Genomic DNA, 19135 nt, shown 5'->3' with positions numbered 1-19135 from the left:
ATGAGCGATACTCCGGCATCCCCGAGCGGCAAACGTTGGTACGTGGTGCACGCCTACTCCGGCATGGAGAAGAGCGTGCAACGTGCGCTTCAAGAGCGCATCGAACGTGCTGGCATGCAAGACCAGTTTGGTCAAATCCTCGTTCCGACTGAAGAAGTGGTCGAGGTGAAAGGCGGTCACAAATCGGTGACCGAGCGTCGTTTCTTTCCGGGCTATGTCCTTGTGGAAATGGAAATGACAGACGAAACGTGGCACCTCGTGAAGAACACGGCCAAGGTGACGGGTTTCGTAGGCGGTGCGCGTAATCGTCCGAGCCCGATTTCCCCGCGGGAAGTCGAGAAGATCATGTCGCAAATGCAGGAAGGCGTGGAAAAGCCACGTCCGAAGACCCTGTTCGAAGTAGGCGAGATGGTGCGGGTGAAGGACGGTCCGTTCACGGATTTCAACGGCAGCGTCGAAGAAGTGAACTACGAAAAGTCGCGCGTCCGTGTTTCCGTTACAATCTTCGGCCGCGCAACGCCGGTCGAGCTGGAATTCGGCCAGGTCGAAAAGTTGTAATCCAGAATTCTACGGGGCGCACCGGTCGGTGCGTTCCGTATTTCGCGCTTACGGTCCGCGTAATGGCCGTTGAGGAGCGTAAGTAGTCTGTTTTTCGGCGAACGCGCGCTACTACTCACTGAATGTCCGCTTGTACTAGGGCGGCGTTCCTAAGAGGTTTTCAAAATGGCAAAGAAAATCATCGGCTTTATCAAGCTGCAGATTCCTGCAGGTAAAGCCAACCCGTCGCCGCCGGTCGGTCCGGCACTGGGCCAACGCGGCCTGAACATCATGGAGTTCTGCAAGGCGTTCAACGCGCAGACTCAAGCTATGGAACCGGGTCTGCCGATTCCGGTCGTGATCACCGCGTTCGCGGACAAGAGCTTCACGTTCGTTCTGAAGACGCCGCCGGCTACGGTTCTGATCAAGAAGGCAGCGAAGATCGACAAGGGTTCGGCCAAGCCGCATACCGACAAGGTCGGCAAGATCACCCGCGCTCAAGCTGAAGACATCGCCAAGACCAAGATGCCCGATCTGACGGCAGCTGATCTGGACGCAGCGGTTCGTACGATCGCTGGTAGCGCCCGCTCGATGGGCATCACCGTGGAGGGCGTGTAAATGGCTAAGCTTTCAAAGCGTCTGCAAGCATTTGCAGCCAAGGTTGATCGTCAAAAACTGTACGCGATCGACGAAGCTCTGTCGCTCGTGAAGGAATGCGCAAGCGCGAAGTTCGATGAGTCGATCGACGTTGCAGTGCAGCTCGGCATCGACGCGAAGAAGTCGGACCAAGTGGTTCGCGGCTCGGTCGTGCTGCCGGCTGGTACCGGTAAGTCGGTTCGCGTGGCAGTGTTCGCGCAAGGCGAAAAGGCTGAGCAAGCTCGTGCGGCCGGCGCAGAAATCGTCGGTATGGAAGACTTGGCTGAACAGGTCAAGGCCGGCAAGTTGGACTTCGACATCGTGATCGCTTCGCCGGACACAATGCGCGTCGTCGGTACGCTCGGTCAGATCCTCGGCCCGCGCGGTCTGATGCCGAACCCGAAAGTTGGCACGGTCACGCCGGACGTTGCGACTGCAGTCAGGAACGCCAAGGCAGGTCAGGTGCAATTCCGTGTCGACAAGGCCGGTATCATCCACGCCACGATTGGCCGCGCATCGTTCGAGCCGACCGCTCTGCGTAGCAACCTGAATGCTCTGGTCGATGCGCTGCAAAAGGCGAAGCCGGCGACGAGCAAGGGTGTGTACCTGCGTAAGGTTGCGCTGTCGAGCACGATGGGTGTTGGCGTTCGCGTCGACCAGGCATCGATCGCAGCACAGTAATAAATTTCATCGCCTCGATGCAAGTCGAGGCGGTTTTATGGGCTTTGGGCGGTCGCAAGATGGCAGTCTGCATCGTGCGACCGGTTGTCAAAGACCGTTGGCGGGAACGCAGCAGGCAGGCGGTCCCTTAATGTAAAGCCAACGCAGATGGCGAACCCGAAAAGGTTTTGTAGTGATGAAGCCGTTGGATGTCCGCAGAAATGTGGATATCGGGCGGTCGAAATACTCCTGACTGGTCGGACGCCGTTATTGAACGCGGTACACAAGGCGCACGCTGCGTGTATCGAATCTGGAGGTTAACCGTGCCACTCAATAAAGAAAGCAAGCAGGCCGTCGTCGCTGAGGTTGCCGCGCAAGTCGCGAAAGCCCAGACCGTGGTTCTGGCTGAGTATCGTGGGATCACGGTTGGCGATCTGACCAAGCTGCGCGCGAAAGCGCGTGAGCAACAGGTTTACCTTCGTGTGTTGAAAAACACGCTGGCGCGTCGCGCCGTTGAAGGTACCCCGTTTGCTTCTTTGGCAGAGCAGATGACCGGTCCCCTGATCTACGGCATCTCGGAAGATGCCATTGCCGCTGCTAAGGTCGTCAACGACTTCGGCAAAAGCAATGACAAGTTGATCATCAAGGCTGGTTCCTACGAAGGCAAGGTGATGGACAAGGCTGGCGTGCAAGCGCTGGCAAACATCCCGAGCCGCGAAGAACTGCTCTCCAAGCTGTTGTACGTTATGCAAGCACCTGTTTCCGGCTTTGCGCGCGCTCTGGCCGCGCTGGCAGAAAAGAAACAAGGCGAAGAAGCTGCTGCGTAACGCACTTCAGTCGAGCGTGATTGATCGCTGGCTGTATCCGAATTCAATTTAGGAGTATTTCAAATGGCAATCGCAAAAGATGACATCCTCGAGGCAGTAAGCTCGATGTCGGTTCTGGAACTGAACGAGCTGGTTAAGGCGTTCGAAGAAAAGTTTGGCGTGTCGGCAGCTGCTGTTGCAGTGGCAGGCCCGGCAGGCGCAGCTGCAGCTGTCGCTGAAGAGCAAACCGAATTCACGGTCAACCTGACGGAAGTCGGCGCGAACAAAGTTTCGGTCATTAAGGCTGTTCGTGAACTGACGGGTCTCGGCCTGAAGGAAGCGAAGGACCTGGTTGACGGTGCACCGAAGCCTGTTAAGGAAGCGGTGCCGAAGGCTGCTGCTGAAGAAGCCAAGAAGAAGTTGGAAGAAGCCGGCGCGAAGGCTGAAATCAAGTAAGTTTCGGCGCGTTGTGCGAAGGCTGGCGGTTTTCCACCGCCGGCCTTTTTGTGCTTTGTGGGAACCATGTTTTTGTCAGCAAGTTTCGGCAAGAACAGGGTCCCAGAAGCCAAAGAAAATCGCCTATCGGCAATATTGACCGGCGCTTCTCTTTGTCTTCTGAAGCGACTGCAGAAGGCAAGTTTGGTCGGGTAGCGGGCAACATAGGCATCCGCTGCCGTCAGCCAGCGGTTGGTAGCGGCCAACCACCAAGCTTCTAGGCTCGTTCAAGCCATCGGACGGCCATCGGGTCTCAGTCGGTGAACACTCGGGTTGTCTCATCAAGGTATCCTGCCTCGACAACAATGCCCGCCGTGATTCGGAGATCGTATGCAATATTCCTTCACCGAGAAGAAGCGCATTCGCAAGAGTTTTGCGAAGCGCCCCATCGTTCACCAAGTACCTTTCCTGCTGGCTACCCAGCTTGAATCATTCAGCACGTTTCTGCAAGCAGACACGTCATCCACGCAGCGCAAGCCGGAAGGCCTGCAAGCTGCGTTCACGTCCGTTTTTCCGATTGTTTCGCATAACGGGTTCGCACGTCTAGAGTTCGTCAGCTACATGCTGTCGCCGCCGGCATTCAACATCAAGGAATGTCAGCAGCGCGGTTTGACGTACTGCTCAGCACTGCGCGCGAAAGTGCGCCTGGTGCTGCTCGACAAGGAATCGCCGAGCAAGCCGGTCGTCAAAGAAGTGAAGGAGCAGGAAGTGTACATGGGCGAAATTCCGCTCATGACGCCGACGGGTTCGTTCGTCATCAACGGCACGGAACGCGTGATCGTTTCGCAACTGCATCGTTCGCCGGGCGTGTTCTTCGAACACGACAAGGGCAAGACGCACAGCTCGGGCAAGCTCCTGTTCTCGGCACGTATCATTCCTTACCGCGGTTCGTGGCTCGACTTCGAATTCGATCCGAAGGACGTGCTGTATTTCCGCGTCGACCGCCGTCGCAAGATGCCGGTCACGATCCTGCTCAAGGCTATTGGCCTGACGCCGGAACAGATCCTCGCGAACTTCTTCGTGTTCGACAATTTCACGCTGATGCCGGAAGGCGCGCAGATGGAATTCGTGCCGGAGCGTCTGCGTGGTGAAGTCGCACGTTTCGACATTACGGATCGTGACGGCAACGTGATCGTCCAGAAGGACAAGCGGATCAACGCGAAGCACATTCGCGATCTCGACAACGCGAAGACGAAGTTTATCTCGGTGCCGGAAGACTATCTGCTTGGCCGCGTGCTCGCGAAGAACGTCGTCGACGGCGACACGGGTGAAGTCATCGCCAACGCGAACGACGAAATCACCGAAACCGTCCTCGAAAAACTCCGCGAATCGAAGATCAAAGACATCCAGACGCTCTACACGAACGACCTGGATCAAGGTCCGTACATCTCGTCGACGCTGCGTATCGACGAAACCGCGGACAAGATGGCTGCACGCATTGCGATCTATCGCATGATGCGTCCGGGCGAACCGCCGACCGAAGAAGCGGTCGAGGCGTTGTTCAACCGTCTGTTCTATAGCGAAGACGCATACGACCTCTCCAAGGTGGGTCGTATGAAGTTCAACCGCCGTGTCGGTCGCGACGAAATCGTCGGCCCGATGACGCTGCAAGACGACGACATTCTCGCAACGATCAAGATCCTGGTCGAGCTGCGCAACGGCAAGGGCGAAGTGGACGACATCGACCACTTGGGCAATCGTCGTGTGCGTTGCGTCGGCGAACTGGCGGAAAACCAGTTCCGCGCAGGTCTCGTGCGTGTCGAACGTGCTGTGAAGGAACGCCTCGGCCAGGCCGAAAGCGAAAACCTGATGCCGCACGACCTGATTAACTCGAAGCCGATTTCGTCGGCGATTCGTGAGTTCTTCGGTTCGTCGCAGCTGTCGCAGTTCATGGACCAAACGAACCCGCTGTCGGAAATCACCCACAAGCGCCGCGTTTCGGCACTTGGCCCGGGCGGTTTGACGCGTGAGCGTGCTGGCTTTGAAGTCCGCGACGTGCACCCGACCCACTATGGCCGTGTATGCCCGATTGAAACGCCAGAAGGTCCGAACATCGGCCTGATCAACTCGCTCGCACTGTACGCGCACCTGAACGAATACGGCTTCCTGGAAACGCCGTATCGCAAGGTCGTGGACAGCAAGGTGACCGATCAAATCGACTATCTGTCGGCGATCGAAGAAGGCCGTTACGTGATCGCACAGGCGAACGCGGCGGTTGCTGCTGATGGCTCGCTGACCGACGAACTGGTGTCGTCGCGTGAAGCGGGCGAAACGCTGATGGTTACGCCGGACCGCATCCAGTACATGGACGTGGCGCCGTCGCAGATCGTTTCGGTGGCAGCATCGCTGATCCCGTTCCTCGAGCACGATGACGCGAATCGCGCATTGATGGGTTCGAACATGCAACGTCAGGCTGTGCCGTGTCTGCGTCCTGAAAAGGCCGTGGTCGGTACGGGTATCGAACGCACGGTGGCAGTTGACTCGGGTACGACGGTTCAGGCATTCCGCGGTGGCGTGGTCGATTACGTCGACGCAGGCCGTATGGTGATCCGCGTGAACGACGATGAAGCCGTTGCTGGCGACGTCGGCGTGGACATCTACAACCTGATCAAGTACACGCGTTCGAATCAGAACACGAACATCAACCAGCGCCCGATCGTGAAGGTCGGCGATATCGTGTCGCGTGGCGACGTGCTGGCTGACGGTGCATCGACCGACCTCGGCGAACTGGCTCTCGGCCAGAACATGCTGGTCGCGTTCATGCCGTGGAACGGCTACAACTTCGAAGATTCGATCTTGATCTCGGAGAAGGTGGTTGCTGACGACCGTTACACGTCGATCCACATCGAAGAACTGAACGTCGTAGCTCGCGATACGAAGCTCGGACCGGAAGAAATCACGCGCGACATCTCGAACCTGGCTGAAGTGCAACTCGGCCGTCTCGACGAGTCGGGCATCGTCTACATCGGCGCTGAAGTCGAAGCAGGCGACGTGCTGGTCGGTAAGGTCACGCCGAAGGGCGAAACCCAACTGACGCCGGAAGAAAAGCTGCTGCGCGCGATCTTCGGTGAGAAGGCTTCGGACGTGAAGGATACGTCGCTGCGCGTGCCGTCGGGCATGAGCGGCACGGTCATCGACGTGCAAGTGTTCACGCGTGAAGGCATTCAGCGCGACAAGCGTGCGCAACAGATCATCGACGATGAACTGAAGCGTTATCGCCTCGACCTGAACGATCAGCTGCGTATCGTGGAAGGCGATGCATTCCAGCGTCTCGCACGTATGTTGACCGGCAAGGTCGCAAACGGCGGTCCGAAGAAGCTCGCGAAGGGTACGAAGATCGAACAGGCTTACCTGGAAGATCTCGACCATTACCACTGGTTCGACATCCGCCTCGCGGACGAAGAAGCAGCGGCACAGCTCGAAGCGATCAAGGACTCGATCGAACAGAAGCGTCACCAGTTCGATTTGGCGTTCGAAGAAAAGCGCAAGAAGCTGACGCAAGGCGACGAACTGCCGCCGGGCGTGCTGAAGATGGTCAAGGTGTATCTGGCTGTGAAGCGTCGCCTGCAGCCTGGCGACAAGATGGCCGGCCGTCACGGTAACAAGGGTGTGGTGTCGAAGATCGTTCCGATCGAAGACATGCCGTACATGGCCGATGGCCGTCCGGCTGACGTCGTGCTGAATCCGCTCGGCGTGCCGTCGCGGATGAACGTGGGTCAGGTTCTCGAAGTGCATCTGGGTTGGGCCGCGAAGGGTCTCGGCTGGCGTATTGCAGAAATGCTGCAGCGTCAGGCGAAGATCGCTGAACTGCGCGAATTCCTGACCAAGATTTACAACGAGTCGGGCCGCGCTGAAGAGCTGGACAGCTTCACGGACGACGAAATCGTCGAACTGGCGAAGAACCTGCGCGAAGGCGTTCCGTTTGCCACGCCGGTGTTCGACGGTGCGACGGAAGAAGAAATGTCGCGCGCGCTGGATCTGGCATTCCCGGACGACATCGCGAAGAACCTCGGCATGACGCCGTCGAAGAACCAGGTGCGTCTGTATGACGGCCGAACGGGTGAAATGTTCGAACGTACGGTGACAGTCGGCTACATGCACTACCTGAAACTGCACCACTTGGTCGACGACAAGATGCACGCGCGTTCCACGGGCCCATACTCGCTCGTGACGCAGCAGCCGTTGGGCGGTAAGGCGCAGTTCGGTGGCCAGCGTTTCGGTGAAATGGAAGTTTGGGCGCTCGAAGCGTACGGCGCATCGTACGTGTTGCAAGAAATGCTGACGGTGAAGTCGGATGACGTGGCGGGCCGGACCAAGGTGTATGAGAACCTGGTCAAGGGTGATCACGTGATCGACGCCGGCATGCCGGAATCCTTCAACGTGTTGGTGAAGGAAATCCGCTCGCTCGGTATCGATATCGACCTCGACCGCAACTAATCGGACTACGGAGAGAAAGCAATGAAAGCTCTGCTCGATCTATTCAAGCAAGTCCAACAGCCTGAAGTTTTTGACGCGATCAAGATCGGTCTGGCCTCGCCAGACAAGATCCGTTCGTGGTCGTTCGGTGAAGTCAAGAAGCCGGAAACCATCAACTACCGGACGTTCAAGCCGGAACGCGATGGTTTGTTCTGCGCGAAGATTTTCGGGCCGATCAAAGACTACGAATGCCTTTGCGGCAAGTACAAGCGCCTGAAGCATCGTGGCGTGATCTGTGAAAAGTGCGGCGTCGAAGTGACGCTCGCGAAGGTGCGTCGCGAACGGATGGGCCACATTGAGTTGGCCTCGCCGGTCGCTCACATCTGGTTCCTGAAGTCGCTGCCGTCGCGTCTGGGCATGGTGCTCGACATGACGCTGCGCGACATCGAACGCGTGCTGTACTTCGAAGCATACGTGGTGATCGATCCGGGCATGACGCCGTTGAAAGCGCGGCAGATCATGACGGAAGAGGATTACTACAACAAGGTCGAAGAGTACGGTGACGAATTCCGTGCCGAGATGGGCGCGGAAGGCGTTCGCGAACTGCTGCGCGCGATCAACATCGACGAACAGGTCGAGATGCTGCGCACCGAACTCAAGAACACGGGTTCGGAAGCGAAGATCAAGAAGTACGCGAAGCGCCTGAAGGTGCTCGAGGCTTTCCAACGTTCGGGCATCAAGCCTGACTGGATGGTGCTCGAAGTGCTGCCGGTGCTGCCGCCGGAACTGCGTCCGCTGGTGCCGCTGGATGGCGGCCGCTTCGCGACGTCGGACCTGAACGACCTGTATCGCCGAGTGATCAACCGTAACAACCGGTTGAAGCGTCTGCTCGAACTGAAGGCGCCTGAAATCATCGTCCGCAACGAAAAGCGGATGCTGCAGGAAGCCGTCGATTCGTTGCTCGACAATGGTCGTCGCGGTAAGGCAATGACCGGCGCGAACAAGCGTCCGCTGAAGTCGCTCGCTGACATGATCAAGGGTAAGGGCGGGCGTTTCCGTCAGAACTTGCTCGGTAAGCGCGTTGACTACTCGGGCCGTTCGGTGATCGTGGTCGGCCCGACGCTCAAGCTGCATCAGTGCGGTCTGCCGAAGCTGATGGCGCTCGAACTGTTCAAGCCGTTCATCTTCAACAAGCTCGAAGTGATGGGTGTTGCTACCACCATCAAGGCTGCGAAGAAGGAAGTCGAGAACCAGACGCCGGTGGTGTGGGACATCCTCGAAGAGGTGATCCGCGAACATCCGGTCATGCTGAACCGTGCGCCGACGCTGCACCGTCTTGGCATTCAGGCTTTCGAGCCGGTGCTGATCGAAGGTAAGGCTATCCAGCTGCACCCGCTCGTTTGCGCGGCGTTCAACGCCGACTTCGACGGTGACCAGATGGCTGTGCACGTGCCGCTGTCGCTCGAAGCGCAGATGGAAGCTCGTACGCTGATGCTGGCGTCGAACAACATCCTGTTCCCGGCTAACGGCGACCCGTCGATCGTGCCGTCGCAGGATATCGTGCTCGGCCTGTACTATGCGACGCGTGAAGCAGTGAACGCCAAGGGCGAAGGCCTGACGTTCACCGGCGTGTCGGAAGCACTGCGTGCGTACGAGAACAAGGAAGTCGAGCTGGCCTCGCGCGTCAACGTTCGGATCACAGAAATGGTCCACAACGAAGACACGTCGGAAGGCGCGCCGAAGTTCGTGCCGAAGATTACGCTGTATCCGACGACCGTTGGCCGTTCGATCCTGTCGGAAATTCTGCCGCCGGGTCTGCCGTTCTCGGTGCTGAACAAGCCGCTGAAGAAGAAGGAAATCTCGCGTCTGATCAACACCGCATTCCGAAAGTGCGGTCTGCGTGAGACGGTGATTTTTGCCGATCAGCTGATGCAGATGGGTTTCCGTCTGGCAACGCGCGCCGGTATTTCGATTTGCGTCGACGACATGCTCGTGCCGCCGCAGAAAGAACAGATCGTCGGCGACGCCGCGAAGAAGGTGAAGGAATACGACCGTCAGTACATGTCGGGTCTCGTCACGTCGCAAGAGCGCTACAACAACGTGGTCGACATCTGGTCGGCAACGTCGGAAGCGGTCGGCAAGGCGATGATGGAACAGCTGTCGACGGAACCTGTGGTCGATCGCGACGGCAACGCAACGCGTCAGGAATCGTTCAACTCCATCTACATGATGGCGGACTCGGGTGCTCGTGGTTCCGCGGTTCAGATTCGTCAGCTGGCCGGTATGCGTGGCCTGATGGCGAAGCCGGACGGCTCGATCATCGAGACGCCGATTACGGCGAACTTCCGCGAAGGCCTGAACGTGTTGCAGTACTTCATCTCGACCCACGGTGCACGTAAGGGTCTGGCTGATACGGCACTGAAGACGGCAAACTCGGGTTACCTGACGCGTCGTCTGGTCGACGTGACGCAGGATCTGGTGGTGGTCGAGGATGATTGCGGTACGTCCAACGGCGTCGCCATGAAGGCGTTGGTCGAAGGCGGTGAAGTCGTCGAAGCGCTGCGTGACCGTATCCTCGGTCGCGTGACGGTGGCTGACGTCGTCAATCCGGAAACGCAGGAAACGCTGTACGAAACGGGCACGTTGCTCGACGAAGACGCGGTCGAAGAAATCGAACGCCTCGGCATCGACGAAGTACGCGTGCGTACGCCGCTGACTTGCGAAACGCGTTACGGCCTGTGCGCAGCCTGCTACGGCCGCGACCTGGGTCGTGGCTCGTCGGTCAACGTTGGCGAAGCAGTTGGCGTGATCGCTGCCCAGTCGATCGGTGAACCGGGCACGCAGCTGACGATGCGTACGTTCCACATCGGTGGTGCGGCATCGCGTGCAGCAGTGGCTTCGTCGGTTGAAGCCAAGTCGAACGGTACGGTGCGTTTCACGGCGACGATGCGTTACGTTACCAATGCGAAGGGCGAGCAGATCGTCATTTCGCGTTCGGGCGAAGCGATGATCACCGACGACCACGGTCGCGAGCGCGAACGTCACAAGGTGCCGTACGGCGCGACGCTGTTGCAACTGGACGGCGCGCAGATCAAGGCCGGCACGCAACTGGCGACGTGGGATCCGATGACGCGTCCGATCATCACCGAGTACGGTGGTACGGTGAAGTTCGAAAACGTCGAAGAAGGCGTGACGGTTGCCAAGCAGATCGACGATGTGACGGGTCTCTCGACGCTGGTCGTGATCGACGTGAAGCGCCGCGGTTCGCAAGCGTCGAAGACGGTGCGTCCGCAGGTCAAGCTGCTCGACGCGAACGGCGAAGAAGTCAAGATCCCGAACACCGAGCACTCGGTGCAGATCGGCTTCCAGGTCGGCGCTCTGATCACCGTGAAGGACGGTCAGCAAGTGCAGGTCGGTGAAGTGCTGGCACGTATCCCGGTTGAATCGCAGAAAACGCGTGACATTACTGGTGGTCTGCCGCGTGTGGCCGAACTGTTCGAAGCGCGCTCGCCGAAGGACGCCGGTATTCTGGCGGAAGTCACGGGCACGACGTCGTTCGGTAAGGACACGAAGGGCAAGCAGCGTCTCGTTATCACGGACCTCGAAGGCAATCAGCACGAGTTCCTGATCGCGAAGGAAAAGCAGGTTCTGGTGCACGATGGTCAGGTCGTCAACAAGGGCGAAATGATTGTCGACGGTCCGGCTGATCCACACGACATTCTGCGTTTGCAGGGCGTCGAAGCGCTGGCTCGTTACATTGTTGACGAAGTGCAGGACGTGTATCGTCTGCAGGGCGTGAAGATCAATGACAAGCACATTGAAGTGATCGTCCGTCAGATGCTGCGCCGCGTGCAGATTGTCGATAACGGTGACACGCGCTTCATCATGGGCGAACAGGTCGAGCGCTCGGATATGCTCGATGAGAACGACCGGATGGCTGCGGAAGGCAAGATCCCGGCAACCTACGACAACGTGCTGCTCGGTATCACGAAGGCATCGCTGTCGACCGATTCGTTCATCTCCGCGGCGTCGTTCCAGGAAACGACTCGCGTGCTGACCGAAGCGGCGATCATGGGCAAGCGCGACGATCTGCGCGGGCTGAAGGAAAACGTGATCGTTGGGCGTCTGATCCCGGCTGGTACGGGTCTCGCGTTCCACAAGGCACGCAAGAGCAAGGAACTGTCCGACCGCGAGCGTTTCGACCAGATCGCTGCGGAAGAGTCGTTCGAATTCGGTACGCCGGAAACCCCGGCCGCCGAGCAGCAGCACTCAGGCGAGTAAGTCCCGGCGGCGCAAGCCGCTTGGGCTCACCAGCCAGCGAAGCCGCTCAGTTTCGACTGAGCGGCTTTTTTTATGCGCCGCTTTCTCACGCGCTTCCTGGTGGTTTCGTAGGCCGAACGGCTAACGTTGCATCAAAGCGCGGGCGCAGCACGAATGCGTTGGTAAAATTCGTGTCACCGGCATCACGCTGCTTCTCTCCAATTCATGTCCCGTTCGCTCGAAATCCTCAACGAAGTTTTTGGCTACCCCGCATTCCGAGGGCAGCAGGGCGAAATTGTCGAACACGTCGCCGACGGCGGCGATTGTCTCGTGCTAATGCCAACGGGCGGCGGCAAATCGTTGTGTTATCAGATCCCGTCACTGGTGCGACGCGAAGCGGGCTGCGGAGCGGGGATCGTCGTGTCCCCGCTGATCGCATTGATGCAAGACCAGGTCGCCGCGCTGAAGGAAGTGGGCGTGAGGGCCGCGTATCTGAATTCGACGCTGTCGAGCGCCGAAGCGATGGCCACTGAGCGCGCGTTGCGCGAAGGCGAAATCGATCTGCTGTACGTGGCGCCGGAACGGTTGATGACGCCCCGATTCCAGGAGTTGCTCGAGCGCACGCGCATCGGCCTGTTCGCCATCGACGAAGCGCATTGCGTGTCGCAATGGGGTCACGATTTCCGTCCTGAGTATATTCAGCTGTCGGTGCTGCATGAGCGCTTTCCGAACGTGCCGCGCATCGCGCTCACTGCGACCGCCGACGCGATCACGCGCGACGAAATCATCCATCGTCTCGCGCTCGATGACGCGCGCATTTTTGTATCCAGCTTCGATCGCCCGAACATCCGCTATCGCATCGTCGAAAAGGACAATGCGCGCGCGCAATTGCTCGACTTCATTCGCGCTGAACACTCGAAACCAGACGGTACGACCGATGCCGGCGTTGTCTATTGCCTCTCGCGTCGCAAGGTCGAAGAAACGGCCGAGTGGCTGAAAGAGAAGGGGATGCGCGCGTTGCCGTACCACGCCGGCATGGAGTTCGAAATCCGCCAGAAGCATCAGGAGATGTTCCAGCGCGAGGAGGGCATCGTGATGTGCGCGACGATCGCGTTCGGCATGGGCATCGACAAGCCGGACGTGCGCTTCGTGGCTCACCTTGATTTGCCGAAGAGTGTCGAAGGCTACTATCAGGAAACCGGCCGTGCCGGCCGCGACGGCATGCCGGCGAACGCCTGGATGGCGTACGGTCTGGGCGACGTCGTGCAGCAGCGCAAGATGATCGAAGAGTCCGACGCCGACGACGCGCATAAGCGCGTGCAGACAGGCAAGCTCGACGCGTTGCTCGGGCTGTGCGAAGCGGCGACCTGCCGACGGGTGCGGCTGCTCGCGTATTTCGGCGAGTCGAGCAAGCCGTGCGGCAACTGCGACAACTGCATCGAGCCGCCCGACACGTGGGACGCGACTCGCGAAGCGCAGATGGCGCTGTCATGTGTGTTCCGCGCGCAGCGGGCGAGTGGCTTTCACTTCGGCGCCGGACATCTGATCGATATTCTGCGTGGCAACCGCAGCGAGAAGATCCTGCAGCGCGGCCACGAGAAGCTCACCACCTTTGGGATCGGGGCGGCGCTCGGCGAGCCGGAGTGGCGCGCCATTTTTCGCCAACTCGTCGCTTTCGGCTACCTCGCCGTCGACCACGAAGGTTTCGGCTCGTTGGTGCTGACTGAGGCTGCCAAAGCGGTGTTGAAGAGCGAGCAGAACGTGACGATGCGCCGCTATGTGAAGCCGACGCGTACCCGCCAATCGTCCGGCCGCACTAGCGAGCGCGCCGACCCGACGATCGGCATGGGTCCGCGTGAGCGCGCCCGCTGGGAACGCTTGCGCGCTTGGCGCACGGAGACGGCAAAAAGCGACGGCGTGCCGGCCTACGTCATCTTCCACGACGCTACGCTGGCGGAAATTGCTCGCAACGGTCCCGATTCCATTGAGGATTTGCGCGGTATCCCGGGCATGGGCGCCCGCAAACTCGACCGTTTTGGCGACGAGTTGCTGGAAGTCGTTGCCGCCGACTGAGTGCCGGCGAGCGCAGTTTGCGGTCGACAGGCGTGCGAAACATTGCAACCTGTTGACTCGCTTAGCATTTTCGGAATATTATGCTAGGTTCCGGTTCTTGGAATGCCTGTGCGCGAAGTCAATTCGAGCGCTGGTCCCTCGGTCCGGAAGTTCGATGCGCAATCGTTTCTGCTTTGCCCGGAAACAGATGCGTCGATTTTGTTCAATTTCAGGAATAAACAATGCCAACCATCAATCAACTGGTTCGCAAAGGCCGCGCGTCGGAAACGACGAAGAGCAAGAGCCCGGCTTTGCAGGACTGTCCCCAGCGTCGCGGCGTGTGCACCCGTGTGTACACCACGACGCCTAAGAAGCCTAACTCGGCACTCCGTAAGGTTGCCAAGGTTCGTCTGACGAACGGCTTCGAAGTTATTTCGTACATCGGTGGTGAAGGCCACAACCTGCAGGAACACTCGGTCGTGCTGATTCGCGGCGGTCGTGTTAAGGACTTGCCGGGTGTGCGTTACCACATGGTTCGTGGCTCGCTGGATACCCAGGGCGTCAAGGATCGTAAGCAGGCTCGCTCGAAGTACGGTGCGAAGCGTGCCAAGGCTGGCAAGTAATTAGCCGGTCAGTGTAGTTTCAGGTCGCCTGTAAAGGCGGTAATAGCGGTGGTGCCGGAATCGCCGGTGCTGTCGAGTAAGTGGTCACCCGACCGGGCTGGTAAGTCGTTAGAGATGAATCGGGTTAGTTGGTGGCCGCGGGGCTAAAAATAGCTCCAACTGAAAAGTAAAGGAAGAAACATGCCGCGTCGTCGCGAAGTCCCCAAGCGGGAAGTGTTGCCGGATCCGAAGTTCGGTAACGTAGATGTAGCTAAGTTCATGAACGTGCTGATGCTCTCCGGCAAGAAGTCGGTTGCTGAGCGCATCGTGTACGGCGCTTTCGAACAGATCCAGACCAAGGGTGGCAAGGACCCGCTGGAAGTGTTCACGGTAGCGCTCAACAACGTTAAGCCGGTGGTCGAAGTTAAGAGCCGCCGCGTTGGTGGTGCGAACTATCAGGTTCCGGTCGAAGTGCGTCCGTCGCGTCGTATGGCATTGGCGATGCGTTGGTTGCGTGAAGCCGCGAAGAAGCGCAGCGAGAAGTCGATGGCCCTGCGTCTGGCAGGTGAACTCTCCGAAGCGGCCGAAGGCCGTGGCGGCGCGATGAAGAAGCGCGACGAAGTTCACCGGATGGCAGAAGCCAACAAGGCGTTCTCGCACTTCCGTTTCTAAGCTTCCCGAACCCGGGTTTAGCAGAAAAAGCGGAAAGAAATTCCGGGCGGGTGCGCTTGCAAGGCGCCTCGCCCGTTTGTGTTACAGCGCGATGGGTATTTTCTCGCATCGCGTCATCCCAATAGAGGATTAAAGTGGCTCGCAAGACACCTATCGAGCGCTACCGCAACATCGGTATTAGCGCTCACATCGACGCCGGCAAAACGACGACGACCGAGCGCATCCTGTTCTATACCGGCGTGAACCACAAGATTGGTGAAGTTCACGACGGCGCTGCCACTATGGACTGGATGGAGCAGGAGCAGGAACGCGGCATCACGATCACGTCCGCTGCTACCACGGCCTTCTGGAAAGGCATGGCAGGCGACCGCGCTGAGCATCGCATCAACATCATCGACACCCCGGGCCACGTTGACTTCACGATTGAAGTTGAACGCTCGATGCGCGTGCTCGACGGTGCATGCATGGTGTACTGCGCAGTGGGCGGCGTGCAGCCGCAGTCGGAAACCGTGTGGCGTCAAGCTAACAAGTACAAGGTTCCCCGTCTCGCGTTCATCAACAAGATGGACCGTACCGGCGCGAACTTCTTCAAGGTTTACGACCAGCTCAAGCTGCGTCTGAAGGCGAACCCGGTTCCGGTCGTTGTGCCTATCGGCGCAGAAGAAACGTTTACGGGCGTGGTCGATCTGCTGAAGATGAAGGCGATCATTTGGGACGAAGCGTCCCAAGGCACGAAGTTCTCGTACGAAGAAATCCCGGCTGAGCTCGTCGACACGTGCAATGAATGGCGCGAGAAGATGGTCGAAGCTGCGGCAGAGTCGAATGAAGACCTGATGAACAAGTACCTCGAGTCGGGCGAACTGACGGAAGCGGAAATCATCAAGGGTCTGCGCGACCGTACGATCGCGTGCGAAATCCAGCCGATGCTGTGCGGTACCGCGTTCAAGAACAAGGGCGTGCAACGGATGCTGGACGCCGTGCTCGACTTCCTGCCGTCGCCGATCGACATCCCGCCGGTTACGGGTGAACTCGAAAACGGTGAAAAGGCCGAGCGTCGCGCAGCTGACGACGAGAAGTTCTCGTCCCTCGCGTTCAAGATCATGACGGACCCGTTTGTCGGCCAGTTGATCTTCTTCCGTGTGTACTCCGGTACGACGAAGTCGGGTGACACGCTGCTGAATGCGACCAAAGACAAGAAGGAACGTCTCGGTCGTATTTTGTTGATGCACGCAAATCAGCGTGAAGAAATCAAGGAAGTGCATGCAGGCGACATCGCTGCTGCCGTTGGTCTGAAAGACGCGACCACGGGCGACACGCTGTGCGATCCGCTGCACCCGATCGTGCTTGAACGCATGATTTTCCCGGAACCGGTGATTTCCCAGGCTGTTGAACCGAAGACGAAGCCGGACCAGGAAAAGATGGGTCTGGCCCTGAACCGTCTGGCTCAGGAAGATCCGTCGTTCCGCGTTCAAACGGACGAAGAATCGGGTCAAACCATTATTTCGGGTATGGGCGAGCTCCACCTCGAAATTCTGGTCGACCGGATGAAGCGTGAATTCGGCGTCGAAGCAACCGTCGGCAAGCCGCAAGTGGCGTATCGTGAAACGATCCGCGGCAAGGCGGAAGACGTTGACGGTAAGTTCGTCAAGCAGTCGGGTGGTCGCGGCCAGTACGGTCACGCGGTCATCACGCTCGAGCCGAATGAGCAAGGCAAGGGCTACGAGTTCCTGGACGAGATCAAGGGTGGTGTGATTCCGCGTGAATACATCCCGGCAGTCGACAAGGGCATCCAGGAAACGCTGAAAGCTGGCGTGCTGGCAGGCTTCCCGGTCGTTGACGTGAAGGTTCACCTGACGTTCGGTTCGTACCACGACGTTGACTCGAACGAAAATGCATTCCGCATGGCCGGTTCGATGGCGTTCAAGGAAGCAATGCGCAAGGCGCAGCCGGTCATCCTCGAACCGATGATGGCTGTCGAAGTCGAAACGCCGGAAGACTACATGGGCAACGTGATGGGCGACCTGTCGGGCCGTCGCGGTATTGTTCAGGGCATGGAAGACATGATTGGCGGCGGCAAGATCGTTCGCGCCGAAGTCCCGCTGTCGGAAATGTTCGGCTACTCGACGTCGCTGCGTTCGCTGAGCCAAGGTCGTGCAACGTACACGATGGAGTTCAAGCACTACTCCGAAGCACCGCGCAACGTGTCTGAAGCGATCATCAACGCGAAGTCGAAGTAAGCGCGCGGCAAGTCATTCAACGATTAACTTTTTGAAAGAAGAGAAACATGGCTAAAGGTAAATTCGAACGGACCAAGCCGCACGTGAACGTCGGCACGATCGGTCACGTTGACCACGGCAAGACCACGCTGACGGCAGCGATCACGACGGTGCTGACCAAGAAGTTTGGCGGCGAAGCAAAGGCGTATGACCAGATCGACGCGGCGCCGGAAGAAAAGGCGCGTGGTATCACGATCAACACGGCACACGTCGAGTACGAAACGGCTAACCGCCACTACGCGCACGTCGATTGCCCGGGCCACGCTGACTATGTGAAGAACATGATCACGGGCGCAGCACAGATGGACGGCGCGATCCTGGTGTGCTCGGCCGCAGACGGCCCGATGCCGCAAACGCGTGAGCACATCCTGCTGGCGCGTCAGGTTGGCGTTCCGTACATCATCGTGTTCCTGAACAAGTGCGACATGGTGGACGACGCTGAGCTGCTGGAGCTGGTCGAGATGGAAGTTCGCGAACTTCTGTCGAAGTACGACTTCCCGGGCGACGACACGCCGATCATCAAGGGTTCGGCCAAGCTGGCGCTGGAAGGCGACACGGGCGAGCTGGGCGAAGTGGCGATCATGAACCTGGCCGACGCGCTGGACACGTACATCCCGACGCCGGAGCGCGCAGTTGACGGTGCGTTCCTGATGCCGGTGGAAGACGTGTTCTCGATCTCGGGTCGCGGTACGGTGGTGACGGGTCGCGTTGAGCGCGGCGTGGTGAAGGTCGGTGAAGAAATCGAAATCGTCGGTATCAAGCCGACGGTGAAGACGACCTGCACGGGCGTGGAAATGTTCCGCAAACTGCTCGACCAGGGTCAGGCAGGCGACAACGTTGGTATCCTGCTGCGCGGCACGAAGCGTGAAGACGTGGAGCGTGGCCAGGTTCTGGCGAAGCCGGGTTCGATCAACCCGCACACGCACTTCACGGCTGAAGTGTACGTGCTGAGCAAGGACGAAGGCGGCCGCCACACGCCGTTCTTCAACAACTATCGTCCGCAGTTCTACTTCCGTACGACGGACGTGACGGGCTCGATCGAGTTGCCGAAGGACAAGGAAATGGTCATGCCGGGCGACAACGTGTCGATCACGGTGAAGCTGATCAATCCGATCGCGATGGAAGAAGGTCTGCGTTTCGCAATCCGCGAAGGCGGCCGTACGGTCGGCGCAGGTGTGGTTGCCAAGATTCTCGAGTAAAATCGGGGGCCGAAGTTGCAATAAGTGGTGCTCGGAGCCGGGCGTCGCCCCATGGCGGGTGTCCGGCTCTACGTTCTTTTACTATCTGGCGGCGCAATACCGCCTCGCTCTTTCCAAGGAATTGTCATGCCGAATCAAAAAATCCGCATTCGCCTGAAGGCTTTCGACTATCGCTTGATCGATCAATCGGCAGCAGAAATCGTCGACACGGCAAAGCGGACAGGCGCAATCGTTCGTGGTCCGGTGCCCCTGCCGACCCGCATTCAACGTTTCGACATCCTGCGTTCGCCGCACGTCAACAAGACGTCGCGCGATCAGCTCGAAATCCGTACGCATCAACGCCTGATGGACATCGTCGATCCGACGGACAAGACCGTTGACGCACTGATGAAGCTGGACCTGCCGGCTGGCGTGGACGTGGAAATCAAGCTGCAATAAGGCTTCCAGAGGTTGTCCGGCGTGCTGGACAACGCTAAGTCATTGATTGCTTGCGGAAAACGAAAAGCCTCGCTATAATGCAAGGC

Annotated in this window: 13 protein-coding genes; all 13 read left to right on the top strand. The window is 58.8% G+C overall.

All coding sequences use genetic code 11. The annotated features are described in order from the left end of the window. The 13 genes from nusG (at position 1) to rpsJ (ending at position 19049) form a co-directional block, all read left to right on the top strand. The gene (gene nusG, locus PQQ86_RS18260; RefSeq protein ID WP_007180147.1) at positions 1-558 is read left to right on the top strand and encodes a transcription termination/antitermination protein NusG; all 558 of its coding nucleotides are present in this window, start codon (positions 1-3) and stop codon (positions 556-558) included. 165 nt (positions 559-723) lie between these two features. Next, positions 724-1155: a 50S ribosomal protein L11 gene (rplK, locus tag PQQ86_RS18255; RefSeq protein WP_025496715.1), complete on the top strand. Its 432-nt coding sequence runs from the start codon at positions 724-726 to the stop codon at positions 1153-1155. Then, positions 1156-1854 (top strand): 50S ribosomal protein L1, encoded by a 699-nt coding sequence (rplA, locus tag PQQ86_RS18250; protein ID WP_408269334.1) that lies wholly within the window; start codon positions 1156-1158, stop codon positions 1852-1854. Between the two features lie 302 nt (positions 1855-2156). After that, entirely contained in the window at positions 2157-2660 is a 504-nt protein-coding gene (rplJ, locus tag PQQ86_RS18245; protein ID WP_054043370.1) for a 50S ribosomal protein L10, read from the top strand. A 63-nt stretch (positions 2661-2723) separates the two neighbouring features. After that, the gene (rplL, locus tag PQQ86_RS18240; protein WP_074281984.1) at positions 2724-3095 is read left to right on the top strand and encodes a 50S ribosomal protein L7/L12; all 372 of its coding nucleotides are present in this window, start codon (positions 2724-2726) and stop codon (positions 3093-3095) included. Positions 3096-3464: 369 nt separating this feature from the next. Continuing rightward, on the top strand, positions 3465-7571 hold the full coding sequence (rpoB, locus tag PQQ86_RS18235) for a DNA-directed RNA polymerase subunit beta (RefSeq protein ID WP_054043374.1): 4107 nt from the start codon (positions 3465-3467) through the stop codon (positions 7569-7571). A 21-nt stretch (positions 7572-7592) separates the two neighbouring features. Further along, positions 7593-11831 (top strand): DNA-directed RNA polymerase subunit beta', encoded by a 4239-nt coding sequence (gene rpoC, locus PQQ86_RS18230; RefSeq protein ID WP_408269328.1) that lies wholly within the window; start codon positions 7593-7595, stop codon positions 11829-11831. 204 nt (positions 11832-12035) lie between these two features. Next, positions 12036-13883 carry a DNA helicase RecQ gene (gene recQ / locus PQQ86_RS18225; RefSeq protein ID WP_408269325.1) on the top strand — a complete coding sequence of 616 codons (1848 nt, stop codon included), beginning with the start codon at positions 12036-12038 and terminating at the stop codon, positions 13881-13883. Between the two features lie 221 nt (positions 13884-14104). After that, positions 14105-14485 carry a 30S ribosomal protein S12 gene (gene rpsL, locus PQQ86_RS18220; protein ID WP_006998493.1) on the top strand — a complete coding sequence of 127 codons (381 nt, stop codon included), beginning with the start codon at positions 14105-14107 and terminating at the stop codon, positions 14483-14485. Between the two features lie 180 nt (positions 14486-14665). After that, entirely contained in the window at positions 14666-15136 is a 471-nt protein-coding gene (rpsG, locus tag PQQ86_RS18215; RefSeq protein ID WP_006053291.1) for a 30S ribosomal protein S7, read from the top strand. 134 nt (positions 15137-15270) lie between these two features. Further along, positions 15271-17373 (top strand): elongation factor G, encoded by a 2103-nt coding sequence (gene fusA, locus PQQ86_RS18210; RefSeq protein ID WP_408216899.1) that lies wholly within the window; start codon positions 15271-15273, stop codon positions 17371-17373. A 47-nt stretch (positions 17374-17420) separates the two neighbouring features. Next, positions 17421-18611, top strand: a complete 1191-nt coding sequence (gene tuf / locus PQQ86_RS18205; RefSeq protein WP_063497539.1) for an elongation factor Tu — start codon at positions 17421-17423, stop codon at positions 18609-18611. Between the two features lie 126 nt (positions 18612-18737). Then, positions 18738-19049 (top strand): 30S ribosomal protein S10, encoded by a 312-nt coding sequence (rpsJ, locus tag PQQ86_RS18200; RefSeq protein ID WP_091019600.1) that lies wholly within the window; start codon positions 18738-18740, stop codon positions 19047-19049. Positions 19050-19135: the final 86 nt, after the last annotated feature.

The organism is Paraburkholderia sediminicola (assembly GCF_046026675.1).
Classification (GTDB): Bacteria; Pseudomonadota; Gammaproteobacteria; order Burkholderiales; family Burkholderiaceae; genus Paraburkholderia; species Paraburkholderia sediminicola_F.
Note: the sequence above shows the minus strand (reverse complement) of the source record. Positions and strands in the feature narration are given on the sequence as shown.